This window comes from Mucilaginibacter sp. (assembly GCF_965277465.1).
In the GTDB taxonomy this organism is placed as follows: domain Bacteria; phylum Bacteroidota; class Bacteroidia; order Sphingobacteriales; family Sphingobacteriaceae; genus Mucilaginibacter.
Window position 1 is genome coordinate 653,399 of record NZ_CBDICW010000001.1, and the last position, 15,024, is coordinate 668,422.

Genomic DNA, 15,024 nt, shown 5'->3' on the forward strand with positions numbered 1-15,024 from the left:
ATTATGGGTACTACACAAAGAATTGGTTCAGGGGTTAAAAATGAGCCAAATTGGGCAAATTTAACTTCTTCAGTTACAAGCGTTGCAAAAGCAGTTGCCGACATTGAAGAAGAAGACCACAAAGAAAAACCTACGGAGCCTGAAAAAATAGAAATACAGGAGAAACGATATTCGACGCTGCTTAAGCGGCGGGATGCCCATGTACGGTCAGCCTATGAACGGCTTATAAAAATTGGCGGAGGGAGTAAAAATATAAGTTCGGGAAATTCATCAAAGGTTGGGCGCGCCGGTATAAAATCTTCAGGCAAACTTGTTTCATTCTTTTCAAGTGCAAGTAGCAACGGACTGCAAACTGCTTTAACCGAAATAGGTTTTGCAAGTTTAGCCGGAAAAACTGTCAGGGACGTAATAGATTATCTGATAACCTTCTGTGGCGATTCGGCTACAGGTATGGACGAAACTGCCGCCAACCAAGCAATTTGTGAGGTTTTACGAGAGGTAGAATCAGAAGCGGATAACGATTTGAACAACCTTGAAGATCTTTTTAAGGTTTATACTGATGGTGATAAGCTATCTGAGTTACTCTGCAACTTTTTTGGAGTTTATATTTTCGAATACTTATCGGAAAGGCTTGAAGAACGACTAAGACAAATGAAAGGCGAAGCTATTGCGAAGGAAACTTTTGATCATATAAAAAAAGATATTTTGGGGCGGGTTACGCGGCTTAATCAAAACAAACCGGTAGCTAAAATAGATTGGGCAGGTCCGGCAGGCAAGAATGAAATTGAAAGAATTTTTGAAGCAGTCATTAAAATCGAAGAATAATGAAATTAAATATATCCGTAGGTACCCCCACAATTGACAGCGACAGCAAAATTTCAGCAAATATTAGCTGTATCGAGTTAGAGGCTTCTTCAAAAGTTGAAATTGATTTTATCAATTTGCTTCCGTTTGCATCAATGGCTAATAAAAATGCTGTTGATTTATTTCTGATTGCGAGTTTTGTATATGGAATAGATCGCTTTATAGACAGGCATACATATTCTACAGATGGCTGGTCGAGGGAATTAGTTGTTACTTTTCCAGTTTACAACCCCCAACTTTGGAGTAAATTAACTGATAAAACAGAGCAATTACTATCATTTTTAACCGGTGATTATTGGACAGTTAAGTTTATATCGAACGATTTAATTTTACCAACTTCGGAAATTGGAGAGATTTATAAAGCACCATTTTCACAAGTCAACCTTTTTTCAGGAGGCTTGGATTCGCTGATTGGAGCATTGAACTTTTTGAAATTAAATCCTAATGAAAAGTTATTACTGGTATCGCATTTTGATCCGCATATAAGCGCGCGCCAGGAGCAAATCAAGCTTAGGGAGAAGTTAGGTGAAAGATACCCTGTCGGTTTTAATTTTATCCCTTCAATCAGTGTAAGCTTAGCTTATTCCCAATTGGAAAAGGAAAAAACTTTCCGTAGCCGCTCATTGCTATTTATAAGCATAGCTGTATTGGTGGCTGATTATCAGCGTTTGCCAGTTATAGTGCCAGAAAATGGCACTGTTTCATTAAATTTCCCCCTAAGTGCCTCAAGAAGAAGTGCCTGTAGTACTCGTACAACACATCCAACTTTTCTTCAATACGCAAGAGAGTTATTAAATGGTCTTCGTTTAAATTCATCAGTTGAAAACATATATGATTTAAAGACCAAAGGTGAAATGGTCAATGAATGCGAAGATTTAGACTTTCTTAAAACTATAGTGGCGATTTCAAACTCTTGTGGAAAAAGGGGGCATCGTGCCAATTGGACACATACCGATAAAGATCATTGCGGCGTATGTATGCCGTGTATTTATCGTCAAGCTGCTTTACAGCGGATTGTTGATCCTACAGGCTATGGCAATTCAATAAAGAAAGGATTCACAGGAAGACATAATCAGACACCTTTCCTGCTTTCAAAACAAGGGCAGGATTTTAATGCATGTCTTGATTTCCTAAAGAAGGATTTATCTGATAACGATATTAGAGGTGAATTATTAATAAACGGAGTTAAAGATTTGACAAAACTTGATGGCTATGTTGAATTAGTAAAAAGAACCCGAATTGAACTAAAAGAATGGATTGAAAAGGCTGGAAACAATAATCTAAAGCAAAAGGCTGGAATTGTATGATAGATACACATTGTCATATTGATTTATATGAAAATCCAATACAAGTTGCCAATGAATGCGAAAAGGCCGGTATTATAACTATAGGGATGACAAATCTTCCAAGTCATTTTGAGATGGGTTATCAGCATTTGCTTTCTTACAGCAAGATAAGACTAGCATTAGGAATGCATCCCCTACGCGCTGATGTACATAACAAAGAGTTTCCAGGGTTTATTCGCAACTTATCAAGAACATCTTATATTGGCGAAATAGGATTAGATTTTTCAAATGACGGGATTTCGACCAAAGAGACACAATTAGACACATTTATCAGAATACTTAAGGAGTTAAACGGAAAAAACAAATTATTAAGCCTTCATTCGCGAAAGGCTGAAAAAGAAATTCTGAATTATCTAATATCTTTCAATATCAAATCGGCAATTTTTCATTGGTACTCTGGACCGGTTACATTGATAAATGATATTGTAAAGGCTGGGTACTATTTTTCAATTAACACTGCAATGATAAAATCTAAAGCGGGCCAAAATATAATTTCAAAAATACCTTTAGCCAGTATCCTAACTGAAAGTGATGGGCCCTTTATTGACGTTAACGGCAAGCCAGCTAAACCGATTAATATCAATTTAATACATGAATACCTATCTAAACAAAACAATATTTCAGTAGAAGAAATTGACCTGTTAATTACTAAAAATTTCAGGAGGCTTGTTTCACACCTTAAATAAGAAAACAGATTTTTACTATTTGATTTGAATAGTTGTCACATTCAACAAAATATCCAAAATCCAATAGCCTCCTGTTGGTTTTTCAGGACTTAAAATGCCCGGAATCGCCTGCTATCGTCAAAACTTCCAAGACATTGACCTCCAAACCACTGATAAATTCACTGTTTACTATTTCGATGAAAACTTCTTCTTCTAAGTAACCAATTTGATTGCCTCCACCATTTCCTATAATAAAAATCAAATTTTTGGAGGGATCAAAATAGTCTTTGGGGAGAGCTGGTTGTGTTAGGACAGATATTTGAAAAATATAACCCTTGTTCTCGTCAGTGTCTATATTTTTTATTTTCACCTCGGCAGGTACTGAAACAATTATGGCTTTGATTAATACTCCTCGCCTTGAATTAGTTCTTTATATTCTAATGATTTATTGATAATATTTCCATAACGGTCTGTAACTTGCCTAAGTTACAAAAAATAAGTATACGTAATGACGAAAGGCGGATCAGTTGTATCAGCGGCCAGCTAATGTGATAAAAGATAAGTAACTTAGTATAAAATATTTGCAAGATGGATCAAACAATAGATGAATTGTTAAGAGGCCCTGATAAACTAGAGCACATATACGTACACAGAAAAAATAGAGATTACGTGATTGCTACCTTATTTCGTAATAACGAGAATGGTGTTATCGAATGTCAATGTTCGAACAGTGATAACGGCCTGAATCGTGTTCCGGCACTCACTGGCATTCTGGCACAAGATGCTTTGCCAAAAACAGCTAACAATATTTACGTGGCTGCCTCTAACCTTTCTAAATATCTGAGTAAAAATGGATACAAAAGCGTGACTACTATTATCCAGACTAAGAACGGGGTAAAACTTAGATGAAAAATCCAATTATGAAGACAAGTTATTGTATAGAAGCTTGCAAAGCCTTATAAAGCATTTAAGGCACGGCGCAAATAAAGCAAGGGCGATTTAGGCGTTGCCCTGATCTTCCTTTAGTCTTTTTTAAATTTGAATACATAGTTTAATCAATGACTAAGCTTTCATATTTCTTTTTCCCTACCTAAGAAACGCTTAATTTTGAGTAAATCACCTAGCTATGAGCGTAACTTACTTCAGACCACGCGACCGCTTTGACTTTTCAAAGGATACCCTGGATATCGGCAATCCCGTGCAATGGGATCGATCACATTTTTTAAAACACTTTTTTAAACGTGTGTTCGCCATCCCTGCGGATCGTTTAGAGGAGTTTTACCAACGCCACCTGGCTTATTATCTATCACATCATCCCGATGGTACAGAAGAGGTATTCTTTAAGTATTTCTGGTCACTTGTCGAAAGGCAGCTAAATGTTTTATTGAAGAAAGATGTTTACGATGAAAACCATTTACGCAATGAACGTGATTTAGCACGGCTACAAAAATTCACAGAGCTGCTGATCTCACTCGACCGCTGGAATTTCCATAAATCTAATGACGCAGTAATCGCACAACAGGATTCGGAAATCTATGTGCTTAAACAAGAGGTTATCCGGCTAAAATCCGCCCTCAAAAAAGCGACAGTACTGGATACCGAGGGTTATATCAACATTCCGGAAGGCTACCGAAATGCTGTTTTAGACCTGCATTTGCAAATGCAGGAATTGAAGACTCCAGAAGGAAAAGAACTGATGTTTTCACAAACGCAAAGCGTTTGGACGAAAATGATCTGCAAGTACTTTCGCGAGGGAGATAAAGAGATCAATATCGAAACGATACGTCGTTATTTCCCCGGTGATAAGCGGGAACCGGGTGATAAGCATGCCGATATCCCAGCCAAATCAAAGCTATTTACCATCAATCCCGCAAAAAAGCGAAGTTGAGTTATTGTTTTGCCAGGCACGTAGCAAGATTCTTTGCCGCTACGTCATTAAACTGATTATCAATATTTTGTAAAGTCCTTTAACTTTCCCTAAACCACTCCATTTTAACCACGCAGATTTGCGTGGTCAAGAAATCTACAGGGTATAGCACACATTTGTACCAAAACAAATGCTATGCAGATCATTAACCAGGAAGCCCTTAGCCAATGCATCAGGGATGCAGTCAGGGCAGAACTACAACAACATTTTAAAACAGGCGGCAGGCAGCCGCCGGATTCAGAAAAGCTTTTATCCAAGCAGGAACTTTCCGCCGAACTCGGCGTGTCACTGGTAACGCTTACCGACTGGATGAAAAAAGGCTTACCCTATTTGCGCCTGCATAAACGGGTGTATTTCAAAAAAAGTGAAGTACTCAATGCCATGCAACAAACTACAAAAGATTAAAAGGAGGATGACAGATGAATGTGGAACTAATCACCCGTGACGATCTACGGGAATTTAAAAACGAATTGCTAATTGAACTCAAACAGATCATGCAGCCGGGACAAGGGCAATCCAAGAAATGGCTGAAAAGCAGCGAGGTCAGGAAGATGCTGAATATCTCACCCGGCACCTTACAGAACCTACGCATCAACGGCACCCTGCGCTTTACCAAAATAGGTAGCATCATGTATTACAAGCTGGAAGACATTAACAAGATTTTGGAGGGTAACGGAAGATGATGATCTCAAAAAAAATAGCAAGCTATAACGACCTGATCAAACGCTTGGGAAGCGATAAACGGGTACTGGCAACTCATGTAAGCTTATTCACGGCTTTATTTATTTTTTGGCAGCGCAGACGATTTGCCAGTCCTTTTTCCATCACCCGTAAAACGGTGATGGCTTATGCTAAGATCGCATCCATTGCGACTTACCACAAGTGTATCAGGGAACTGGATGAATATGGCTATATCCGTTACCAGCCATCTTTTCACCCGGCAAAAGGGAGCCTTATTTATTGGGCGGAGAATCTTGAAAAGCAGTAAATGCTGGCTTTGCCCACAGCAGCACAACCAGACAACTGAACAGCTGGGTAGCACGAGGAGCATGAGCGACGAAGTGGAGCGAGTTAATGTTTTTGCTATACAAAAACCCGGATACACCCTAAAGGGTAATCCGGAACTCGCTCCCGTTGGTCGGTTTTTTTAAGAATAGGAAAGGAATGAGCACATGATAGCAACCACTGAAAATAACAATTTACCGAAGCGGCGGACACCGGGAAGGCCAAAGAAATCGATCAGACGAAGCGATCTTTTAATGGTGCGGTTAACGCCTACGGAAAGGATCCTGATCGAGGGCCGTGCTAAAAATGCCGGGCTGAAACCGAGTGAGTGGTTTCGCAGGGCTGCTAAAAGCGCTAAGGTTTTTCCACGCTTTACCGCCGAAGAAAGCGGCTGGTTCAGGATGCTGGCTGGACTGGCGAACAACCTGAATCAGTTGACACATCTGGCACACGTGGCAGGACTATTTTCCCTGGCTTTAAAATGTCAGGCTATGCTGAGGCAGATCGAAGAACTGTTAACTAAAATCAATAATCATGATGGGTAAGCCAATTACAGGAAGAAGCTTTGGCGGCTGTATACGCTATGTGGTGGAAAAGCAGAAGGCAAAGATACTAACAGCCGAAGGCGTGCGGATGCAAAACGCCAGTACCCTGGCGCACGACTTTAACCTGCAACGGAAGATGCGGCCGGAATTGGGCAAAGCAGTCGGACACCTGGTGCTGAGTTGGAGTAAGGAAGATTTAGCCAAACTGAGTGATGACATTATGGTGGAACGGGCAAAGGAGTACATGGAAAAAGTGGGTATCCGTAATACACAATTTGTGATGGTGCGCCACAGCGACCGGGATCATCCGCACTTGCATCTGATTTATAACCGGGTTGACAATAAGGGCAAAACGATTAGTGATAAAAACAACTTCGCTAAGAATGTCAAAGCCTGTAAGGAAATCACCCTGAAATATGGTTATCATTTGGGCGAAGGCAAGGAACAGGTGAACCGCCAGGCATTGAAAGGCAAAGAGAAGATCAGGTATGAACTCTATGATGCTATTAAGGCAGCAATGAAAACGGCCCCAACCTGGAAAGGGTTGGAAACAGAACTGGCTAAACAGGGTATTAAGATCGCCTATAAATTCAGGAGTGGTACCAGCGAAGTACAAGGTGTGTCCTTTGAAAAGGGCGACATCAAAATGAAAGGTTCTGCAATTGACCGTAGTTTGAGCTATGCTCAAATAGATGCTACTTTAACCCGTAGCCAGCAGGTACAACAATACCACGCAGCAAGGCAAGCCAACGAACCATCACTGGCCAGCCAGTTGCGGGAGGCTATCCGGCAAAGCGTACAGGCAGAGCACCGCCATAGTCCTGATGGCGGTAAAGGCTTATTACAGATTCTATTAGAACCGCAATTTGTGGCAGCGGCGCCAGACCCGATGGGCGATGCGGATATAGCCCGGCGAAAAAGAAAAAAACATGAAGCAGAACAGTCCCAATCACAGGGAATAAGCTTATAGGAATCAATTAAACTATTGGATGAACTTTAAAATGAAGCGTTATGCAAAATGAAGAATTAGAGGAAAAGGTAACGATGCTGGAAGAATTAATTCAGGGCTTTGTTGCAAGAATGACTGTTGTAGAAACCGGAATGCCGGAGTTTCTGAAAACTTTTTTACAGCAATATAAGGAGACATTAGATCGGATTGCCTCCCGAATTGAAAAGGCTAACAAACGTTATGATGATTCGAAGATCCAGGAGCAGATCGATGAGGTAAAAAAACTGGTAGCTACTGTGCCTAAAGTGATAGGGGTAAAGACCAGTCACCACTTCGGGGCCTGGTCAAAGAGCCTGATTATCGGTGTAGCAGTTTGCTTTGTTGTTACCTCCTTATCGTTTGGTACGGCTTTATACCTGAACCATCAAAATGACAGGCTTAACGATGAAGCTTATAATTTCTGGCTGGTTAGGGCGCTTTACCCGGACGTATCCAAAAACATCGAAAAAAAGTTAACGGAAGACCCGAAGAGTTTAAACCAACAGGCAGAAAAAGCGATGGAAAAACAGGAGGCGGTTATGGCAGCTCAGGCCCAGGCTGAGCAAGCGGATAAAGAACTGAAAGCGGCCAGGGATAAATTGGAAAAAGTGAAGTCGGATAAGTAGATGTATTTTAGAATGGTGCCGAAAGCGTCAAAGCCTAACTGATTTTTAAACCAACTACTAACCCCGATAGGGTATAATATTGACGTCAATAGTAAATATAATCCCGATAGGGTATAATTAATAAATTTAATTTATATTTGTACCCGAAAGGGTATAAATATGTTATCGGAATATTTAAAGAAAAAAAGGAAGTCGTTAAATCTTACACAGGAAGACCTGGCGGCAAAGGCAGGTGTTGGACTTAGGGTTGTTCGTGAGATGGAACAGGGAAAATCAACATTACGCATGGATAAAGTGAACCAGGTCTTGAGCTTATTTGGCGCAGAACTTGGGGTGGTATTAAAAGCAAAAAACGATGAGTAGGAAAGGTTTGGTTTATTTTCAGGATACACTGGCTGGTGTACTTGCGGAAACTGATGATGGTTATGAGTTTACTTACCAGGCGGATTACTTAGAGAATAAGAATGCAAAGCCGGTGAGCTTGACGCTACCCTTGTCAAAACAGAAATATGAAAGTAAAGTATTGTTTGCCTTTTTCGATGGCTTGATACCAGAGGGCTGGCTATTGGATCTGGCAACGACACACTGGAAGGTCAAAAGTAATGACCGGTTTGAATTATTACTATTAACATGCAGGGACGCGATCGGAGCGGTAACGGTTATTCCCGAAATAGATTAAGCTATGGCAAATTGTTGGTTTTGTTATCAGGATGCAGGTGAGTCGTCTTATCATGAAAAATGTTCAAGGCGATTTTTTGGTTCGGCCAAAGTACCGGAGCTGGAATTGAACAATAAACTTTTGAAAACGTTGGCTGAACAAACCATCAACGAAAGGATCGCTGTGACCGGAGTTCAGCCTAAACTTTCTGTTACGCTGGAAAAGACGAAGGGACATAACCGGCTGACTGTAGTAGGGCTTTGGGGAGAATACATACTTAAACCACAACATCCTGATTTTCCGGAAATGCCGCAATCAGAAGATGTGACTATGCATTTGGCGGGCTTGTTTAAAATGCCTGTTTGCGATCATACTTTAATAGAAGCGTCAGATGGCAGTCTGGTTTATCTGGCCAAGCGATTTGACCGGGTGAAAGGCCATAAAATCCACATGGAAGATTTCTGCCAGCTTTCTGAATTTTTAACGGAAAACAAATACAAAGGATCTTATGAAAAGATCGGCAAGCTTATCCTGAAATACTGTACGCAAACTGGGTTTGATGCACTGACTTATTTTGAGCTGGTGTTATTTTCTTTTTTGACAGGCAACAATGATATGCACCTGAAGAACTTTGCTGTGCTGCATACTGACGAGGGTGTAAGTCTAAGTCCAGCCTATGATCTGCTTAATGTAAATCTTGTTAATCCAGCCGATGATGAAGAACTGGCCTTGACGATAAACGGCAAAAAGAAAAGAGTTAAAATATCTGATTTTGATGCGTTGGCCAAAAGTATGAATATACCTGAAACCGCCGTTAGGAATACGTATAACAAATTTTCTTCCGGTAATAAAGAAGTTGCTGAAATGATCACGGCATCCTTCCTAAGTCCCGAAAAAAAGGAATTATACCTGGAAATTTGGAATAGAAAACAACGGTTGTTTAACTAACAGGCCGCAGGTATACATTGCCGGTTTTTCCTTCTGGTGAAGAAAAAACAAAAATCCTTATTCCCCGCACTCGCGAAGATAGCCCACGCCGGAATCAAACGTCAAGGGTATACAAGCGGGCCGGTGTGTCCGCTTTCAGCGGTTGGCCCGCCCTTGACATTTGATCCGGCTAAGCGCTCTTGGATTTCTATGTGTTATGCAACTAATCTTGAATAATTTTTTTCATACGTCCTGTTTTGATTAACACAGGCGAAAACTCGTAATATCAGTTTGTTTCTGATCGCATTTATTGTGCTCATTTTGTTTTTCTTTTCATCTATTACTTTACGTTCATAGTAGTGTTTCAGATCTTCATTATATCGTATTGAATTTAAAGCAGCCAGGTGTAATAGTGTTTTAAGCCTCTTATTAGCCATGTGTGACACCCTGCCTTTGCCTTTGAATAAGCCGGATTCTTTCACAAACGGGGCTACACCAGCATGGCAGGCGAATTTTTTAGGATCTTTAATATCTTTAAACTCATTTGTAGTAACAATGATCATGGCAGCCGTTATTTTCCCAATACCACTTACTGATTTAACTAAGGTGAAAAGCCTTTTTAGTTCGGGATCTCCTTCAATGATCTCTTCGATAACCTTTTCGATTTTTTCTAAATCCGCTTTAATGCCATTTAAGGTTTTGTTACATAGCTTATTATGAAGCTTTTCCTGGCTTTTTTTAATAAAGGGAGCTGCCTCCTTGAGCGGAGTCTTTACCACTTTTTGAATTTGCACTAACCTTGAGCGAATAGTTGATAAATGAGCGAGTTGTTGGATTACATCCCTCTTTGGCTGCCATAAGCTTAATTTATCACGATTTCTATAAGCGTATTCCGCAATACGAATAGCATCAACCTTATCGTTTTTGCCGCGTAGATTACCTAAAGAGTTTTTAATTTGCATAGCTGCTTCTAAACAGATCGGCGCTTTTTTATCATGCAGAAGCGATAGTAAATAGCTACTGTATATACCCGTATGTTCCATACAGAAAACAGTCTTATTTAAATCAAACCCCGTTAACTTACTTAACTCTTTAATAAAGGATTTAATAGCAGTAGGCGTGTTTTGTATCTCTTTGTGAAACAAAAACACGTTACCTTGCATAACAGCAAAATCCAGTTCGTTTTTTGATACATCGGTACCGATGAAATAGGTGAATTCCATAACTTTGTTTGTTAATTATAATAGGGTTAACCTGTTTAAACACAATCAATACCTTACTAATGAGCCTGAGAACTCGAATTTCTATTTGATGCTTGTTTAAACAACTGACAGAGGATTAAATCCAAAATTAGGCTTCTAAGCCTGGTTGCTTAACTAAATGCGCCTCTGTCAGTGTTAACCTTTCCACAAAAATCACAGTTATTCAAAAAGAAAAAGAAGCAAAAAGAAAAAGGTGTGGAAATATGGAAAACTCTATCGAGTTTACCACATTCCCACACCTCAATAACAACAATCTTTTTATTAGTGATTTCATTCTGCTAATCTAAAGGTTGCTTAAGCGTTGAATAAGGATGAGGCGTTCACAAGCACTAAACCGCAAGTCCTCACTGCAAACTGGACAGTACGTTTCTCATGAAACTCAAAGTGGCGAACTGATTTTAAATTTTATATTTGAATACGCTGAAAGGAACCGAATGCCGAACTTAAACGATTACCTGTATAAACTTACTCACCTGAAGCGTGGGATTACAAAGTACGGATTGGCGCCACACAAAACAATTTTGCTGATAACCCTGCTGGAATTGGTCAATAACGGCCATATTACTTCAAACCGGGTTTTTGTCGATACGGAACTCGTCGGCATATTCCAGGAGAATTGGCGATTATTGGTTAGCACCCTTCATCAGCCGGATTTCACGCAGCCGTTCTTCTACTTGCAAAGTGAGAAAATAGGTAACAAACCCATTTGGCAATTAATTGCTAAACCAGGTTGCCAGATCAACGCCCATATTAAAAGTGTGAATACGCTGATCCAGGTCTTGGAATATGGGCATTTCGATTCTGAGTTGTTTCAATTGCTAGCCGAACCAGCCGCCCGGCAGTCTATATTGTTAGCATTGCTTTCAGCTTACTTTCCGGAAACACAGCAATTGTATTTTAACAACAAACGATCTGGTGAAGGATATTATCACGATTTACAGGATTATGTATTGAATGAGCCGGAAGCGCAGTACAAAACGGTTAGAATAGAAACGGAAGAGGATGTATTCGTTCGTGGAGGCTTATTTAAGAAATTGATTCCAAAGGTTTATAATAATACTTGCTGTATCACCGGAATGAGATTGGAAAGTACGTTTGGTCACAACTTTATTGATGCTTGTCACATTACACCTTTTAGCATATCCCATGATGATAAAGTCAGCAACGGTTTAGCGCTGTGTCCTAACCTGCATCGTGCTTTTGATCGGGGTTTGATCGCGGTTGATTCCAATTATCATGTAATTACATCAAAACATGTCAATGAGGATATACTACATGGTTATAGTTTAAATCAATTAAGGGGAAAGAAGCTCATCTTGCCAACAACACAGCAATACCGACCCGCATTAGAAAATCTTGAATGGCATCGCAACCAAATATTTAAAAGCTAAAACCATGTCAATTTCAACTACCGAGCAAAACTCGGTAGTTGATTTAAGCCATCTTAACCAATTGCCAGCTTTTCTCTTAACAGCTGCATATCGGAGCTGATCTTATGATCCATTACCTTAGCATAGATCTGCGTGGTCTTAATACTGGTATGCCCCATCATCTTAGCCACACTTTCAATAGGCACCCCATTGTTCAGCGTTACTGTTGTCGCAAAGGTGTGCCGGGCGATGTGAAAGGTTAACGGTTTGTTAATTTTACACAGGTCGGCGATCTCTTTCAGGTAGGCATTCATCTTTTGATTACTCATTACCGGAAGCAAGATGTCCTTTACCACACATTGCGGATGGTCTTCGTATGCACGAATAATTGATAAAGCAGTGGGCAATACAGGTATTCTTGACAATGTGTCTGTCTTTTGCCTGTTGGTATAGATCCATAAGTCGCCATCAGCACCTTTAACCAGCTCTGAGCGTTTCAGCTTATGTACATCGACATAAGCAAGACCTGTATAGCAACAGAATACAAACATGTCTCTAACCGTGCTTAAACGCTCCACACCGAATTTCTTTTTGCTTAGCCTGTCTAATTCTTCTTTCGTCAATACTTCTCTGTGTACCGCCTTTTGTTTGGGCTTATAGTTCAGGTATGGGTCTACCGTTAGCCAGCCGTTGCCCAGGCAAATGCGGACGATCTTGCCTAAGTTTTTGATGTATTTGATAGCCGAGTTGTTACCACACTTACGAACGCTTCGCAGGTAGTATTCGAAATCAGTCAGAAATGCGAAATTGATCTTGGTTACGGGAATATCTGAAATGTTATACTGCCACTGCATAAATTCTTTGCAGTGCATTAAGCAGGTCTCATAACGTTGAAGCGTACTTTTTTCAAATTCCTGGCCGACGAGGCTTTTCATCTTGGTATTATGATCTTCAAAGATCGCCACTAGTGTACGTGCTTTCTCTGCCTTACCGACAAAGCGGTTCTTAACTGTTTCTGCTGTTATCAGTTCATCCGCGTCTGACATCCGGCGTTGAAGTTCGTGGATTTTAAACTGAATATCATCTAAATAAGCATTCAATGTCCTGGATTCTACTTTTGATCCGATGGGCCTGCCGGTTACTGCATCCCATCGTTCCGGGTCGCATTTTCTGCTGATGGCCATTTCCGTGCGCTGGCCATCTACTGTAATGCGTAAATAAATTGGCATCTCACCTGATTGATAATTTTTTGGCTTTCTCAGGGAAAAAAGCAAAGAGAGTGTAGTTCTCATGACTTTTGATTAATTAAAGTGAAACAAAATTGATTAATTAATCATCAGAAATCAAGATGTTCAATAGCTGAACATGTTGTATATCAAACCATTGCAAGCAAATTCGGGAGTTCCTAAGCCGACTCGTAAATGACTCCCGAATTACTCCCGAATGCTATGCGAAAACATGAATAATTTGGTATGCCCTGAAAATGAAAAACCCCTTAAATGATGTCATTTAAGGGGTTTTTACTGTTTTTGATATTGAAAAAGCGGAATGGACGGGACCCGAACCATTTCCTTATATCGCTAATCTACAGGCAATTATAAAATCTAAAAACTATTAGTCACCGATTAAGACACCGGATAACTTGAGGTAATTTGAGTTGTTTTAAAGAACTTTTGACAAATCAAATTTACAAAAAAGGAACTGAACTTTCGGACATTTTATGGAAAAATATCCTACCCAAAGGTGAGTTTATTGCGATTATATAAATATGTATTTATAGAATTACATAATTCTACACGATCATAGCAGATCAATAGCACTTACAGGAATACCCCCATGTTCTTCTGTTTTATGTGCTTGCGACATTCTTTCGGCACCAGTTACTGCAATACCTATAACTTTTGATAAAGCGTTCAATACAGGCCCACCACTTGTTCCTGCAATCAATGGAGTACTGACTAACAATCTACGTATGCCAGATTTTATTCGAAATCCGGAAATATTGCCCGTTATTATTGTTCCGGTATCACCAATTTGATAATTCGGAAACCCGGCTACGGTGATTTGATCCATTTGCTTAACTTCCGATATTTCAGCTTCTAAAAAATGCTCCAAATTAAACCCTTGTATTTCTAAAATCGCAAGGTCTATTACTTCGTGCTTTTTGAGAACTTTAACTGGATATTTTTTATTTACCTCATTTATTTGAAAGGCATGAGTATCAGGGCCCAATACATGTTCACAAGTAACAAGGCCATGACCTTTTAACGCAAAGGCAGTACCTTGTACCGATAATTCATCACTTTCAAGTACCCACAGGGCTTGGGTAATAGTTTTGAGATCGAAGGTCTGCGGTGGAGGAAGTATTTTCTGTATTTTCTCCTTTTCCAGATCATATAATTTAGGAATTAACACATCCTGAATATATGCCCCTAAAAAACCTCCCAGAGTTGGCCAGGTCTTGGCAAATATATCGCTCACACTTTCATTGATATATGACGGGCCGAAATAGGAGAACATTTCAACGCTGTAAAATCTATCACCTGTTTCTGCGTAAATAGTTTCAAAGTCTAATTGCGGTAACTCTTTAATCAAACCCTTTATGAAATTTAAATAATCAGGTTTTATGGATTCTATTTTTTCAACGCCAGGACTGTCTTGAAGCAAAACAATCATCAAATCATCCTCGTGATAAACGAAGGCGTGCCATCCATTCACAAATGGAATGCTACCTCTCAACTCAGGCGACATATATTTAACCATGTTCACAATGGCAGTGGCCAGGTTGGGGCATAGAAGTCCAAAGGAATCAAGGTTTCGCTTTTTATCAACAGTCATCGT

Annotated in this window: 19 protein-coding genes; 15 read left to right on the forward strand and 4 right to left on the reverse strand. The window is 39.9% G+C overall.

Annotation, left to right across the window (positions count from 1 at the left end; all coding sequences use genetic code 11):
- Positions 1 to 3: 3 nt before the first annotated feature.
- From ACQY4U_RS02930 to ACQY4U_RS02940, 3 genes are read left to right on the forward strand one after another with little or no spacing between them, the layout of a single operon-like run.
- Positions 4 to 825 carry a hypothetical protein gene (locus ACQY4U_RS02930; RefSeq protein ID WP_428327879.1) on the forward strand — a complete coding sequence of 274 codons (822 nt, stop codon included), beginning with the start codon at positions 4 to 6 and terminating at the stop codon, positions 823 to 825.
- On the forward strand, positions 825 to 2,171 hold the full coding sequence (gene qatC, locus ACQY4U_RS02935; RefSeq protein WP_428327880.1) for a Qat anti-phage system QueC-like protein QatC: 1,347 nt from the start codon (positions 825 to 827) through the stop codon (positions 2,169 to 2,171). Before ACQY4U_RS02930 ends, qatC begins: the two co-directional genes overlap by 1 nt.
- Complete coding sequence (locus ACQY4U_RS02940) at positions 2,168 to 2,896, forward strand: TatD family hydrolase (protein WP_428327881.1); 729 nt, start codon at positions 2,168 to 2,170, stop codon at positions 2,894 to 2,896. Before qatC ends, ACQY4U_RS02940 begins: the two co-directional genes overlap by 4 nt.
- A gap of 82 nt (positions 2,897 to 2,978) precedes the next feature.
- Here the strand turns inward: ACQY4U_RS02940 and ACQY4U_RS02945 are convergent, their stop codons facing one another.
- Positions 2,979 to 3,245: a hypothetical protein gene (locus tag ACQY4U_RS02945; RefSeq protein ID WP_428327882.1), complete on the reverse strand. Its 267-nt coding sequence runs from the start codon at positions 3,243 to 3,245 to the stop codon at positions 2,979 to 2,981.
- Positions 3,246 to 3,463: 218 nt separating this feature from the next.
- Here ACQY4U_RS02945 and ACQY4U_RS02950 point away from each other — a divergent pair, with 218 nt between their 5' ends.
- The 11 genes from ACQY4U_RS02950 (at position 3,464) to ACQY4U_RS03000 (ending at position 9,572) form a co-directional block, all read left to right on the forward strand.
- A complete protein-coding gene (locus ACQY4U_RS02950) occupies positions 3,464 to 3,784 on the forward strand; it encodes a hypothetical protein (RefSeq protein WP_428327883.1) in 321 nt (106 codons plus the stop codon).
- Between the two features lie 217 nt (positions 3,785 to 4,001).
- Positions 4,002 to 4,763, forward strand: a complete 762-nt coding sequence (locus ACQY4U_RS02955; RefSeq protein ID WP_428327884.1) for a hypothetical protein — start codon at positions 4,002 to 4,004, stop codon at positions 4,761 to 4,763.
- 174 nt (positions 4,764 to 4,937) lie between these two features.
- Positions 4,938 to 5,207 carry a helix-turn-helix transcriptional regulator gene (locus ACQY4U_RS02960; RefSeq protein WP_428327885.1) on the forward strand — a complete coding sequence of 90 codons (270 nt, stop codon included), beginning with the start codon at positions 4,938 to 4,940 and terminating at the stop codon, positions 5,205 to 5,207.
- A gap of 14 nt (positions 5,208 to 5,221) precedes the next feature.
- A complete protein-coding gene (locus ACQY4U_RS02965; protein ID WP_428327886.1) occupies positions 5,222 to 5,485 on the forward strand; it encodes a helix-turn-helix domain-containing protein in 264 nt (87 codons plus the stop codon).
- Complete coding sequence (locus ACQY4U_RS02970; protein ID WP_428327887.1) at positions 5,482 to 5,790, forward strand: hypothetical protein; 309 nt, start codon at positions 5,482 to 5,484, stop codon at positions 5,788 to 5,790. Before ACQY4U_RS02965 ends, ACQY4U_RS02970 begins: the two co-directional genes overlap by 4 nt.
- Before the next feature lie 184 nt (positions 5,791 to 5,974).
- Positions 5,975 to 6,352: a plasmid mobilization protein gene (locus tag ACQY4U_RS02975; protein WP_428327888.1), complete on the forward strand. Its 378-nt coding sequence runs from the start codon at positions 5,975 to 5,977 to the stop codon at positions 6,350 to 6,352.
- On the forward strand, positions 6,342 to 7,322 hold the full coding sequence (locus ACQY4U_RS02980; protein WP_428327889.1) for a relaxase/mobilization nuclease domain-containing protein: 981 nt from the start codon (positions 6,342 to 6,344) through the stop codon (positions 7,320 to 7,322). Before ACQY4U_RS02975 ends, ACQY4U_RS02980 begins: the two co-directional genes overlap by 11 nt.
- A 41-nt stretch (positions 7,323 to 7,363) precedes the next feature.
- On the forward strand, positions 7,364 to 7,966 hold the full coding sequence (locus ACQY4U_RS02985; protein ID WP_428327890.1) for a hypothetical protein: 603 nt from the start codon (positions 7,364 to 7,366) through the stop codon (positions 7,964 to 7,966).
- A gap of 159 nt (positions 7,967 to 8,125) precedes the next feature.
- Positions 8,126 to 8,329, forward strand: coding sequence for a helix-turn-helix transcriptional regulator (locus ACQY4U_RS02990; protein ID WP_419700077.1), 204 nt, complete (start codon positions 8,126 to 8,128; stop codon positions 8,327 to 8,329).
- Entirely contained in the window at positions 8,322 to 8,645 is a 324-nt protein-coding gene (locus tag ACQY4U_RS02995) for a HipA N-terminal domain-containing protein (protein WP_419700078.1), read from the forward strand. Before ACQY4U_RS02990 ends, ACQY4U_RS02995 begins: the two co-directional genes overlap by 8 nt.
- Before the next feature lie 3 nt (positions 8,646 to 8,648).
- A complete protein-coding gene (locus ACQY4U_RS03000; RefSeq protein WP_428327891.1) occupies positions 8,649 to 9,572 on the forward strand; it encodes a HipA domain-containing protein in 924 nt (307 codons plus the stop codon).
- 194 nt (positions 9,573 to 9,766) lie between these two features.
- On the opposite strand, the gene ACQY4U_RS03005 is transcribed toward ACQY4U_RS03000, so the two are convergent.
- A complete protein-coding gene (locus ACQY4U_RS03005) occupies positions 9,767 to 10,774 on the reverse strand; it encodes an IS110 family transposase (RefSeq protein WP_428327892.1) in 1,008 nt (335 codons plus the stop codon).
- Positions 10,775 to 11,124: 350 nt separating this feature from the next.
- On the opposite strand from ACQY4U_RS03005, the gene ACQY4U_RS03010 reads away from it, so the two are divergent.
- Entirely contained in the window at positions 11,125 to 12,204 is a 1,080-nt protein-coding gene (locus tag ACQY4U_RS03010) for an HNH endonuclease (protein WP_428327893.1), read from the forward strand.
- 53 nt (positions 12,205 to 12,257) lie between these two features.
- Here ACQY4U_RS03010 and ACQY4U_RS03015 read toward each other — a convergent pair whose 3' ends face one another.
- Positions 12,258 to 13,475 (reverse strand): site-specific integrase, encoded by a 1,218-nt coding sequence (locus ACQY4U_RS03015; protein WP_428327894.1) that lies wholly within the window; start codon positions 13,473 to 13,475, stop codon positions 12,258 to 12,260.
- 508 nt (positions 13,476 to 13,983) lie between these two features.
- Entirely contained in the window at positions 13,984 to 15,021 is a 1,038-nt protein-coding gene (locus tag ACQY4U_RS03020; RefSeq protein ID WP_428327895.1) for a S1 family peptidase, read from the reverse strand.
- Positions 15,022 to 15,024 lie beyond the last annotated feature (3 nt).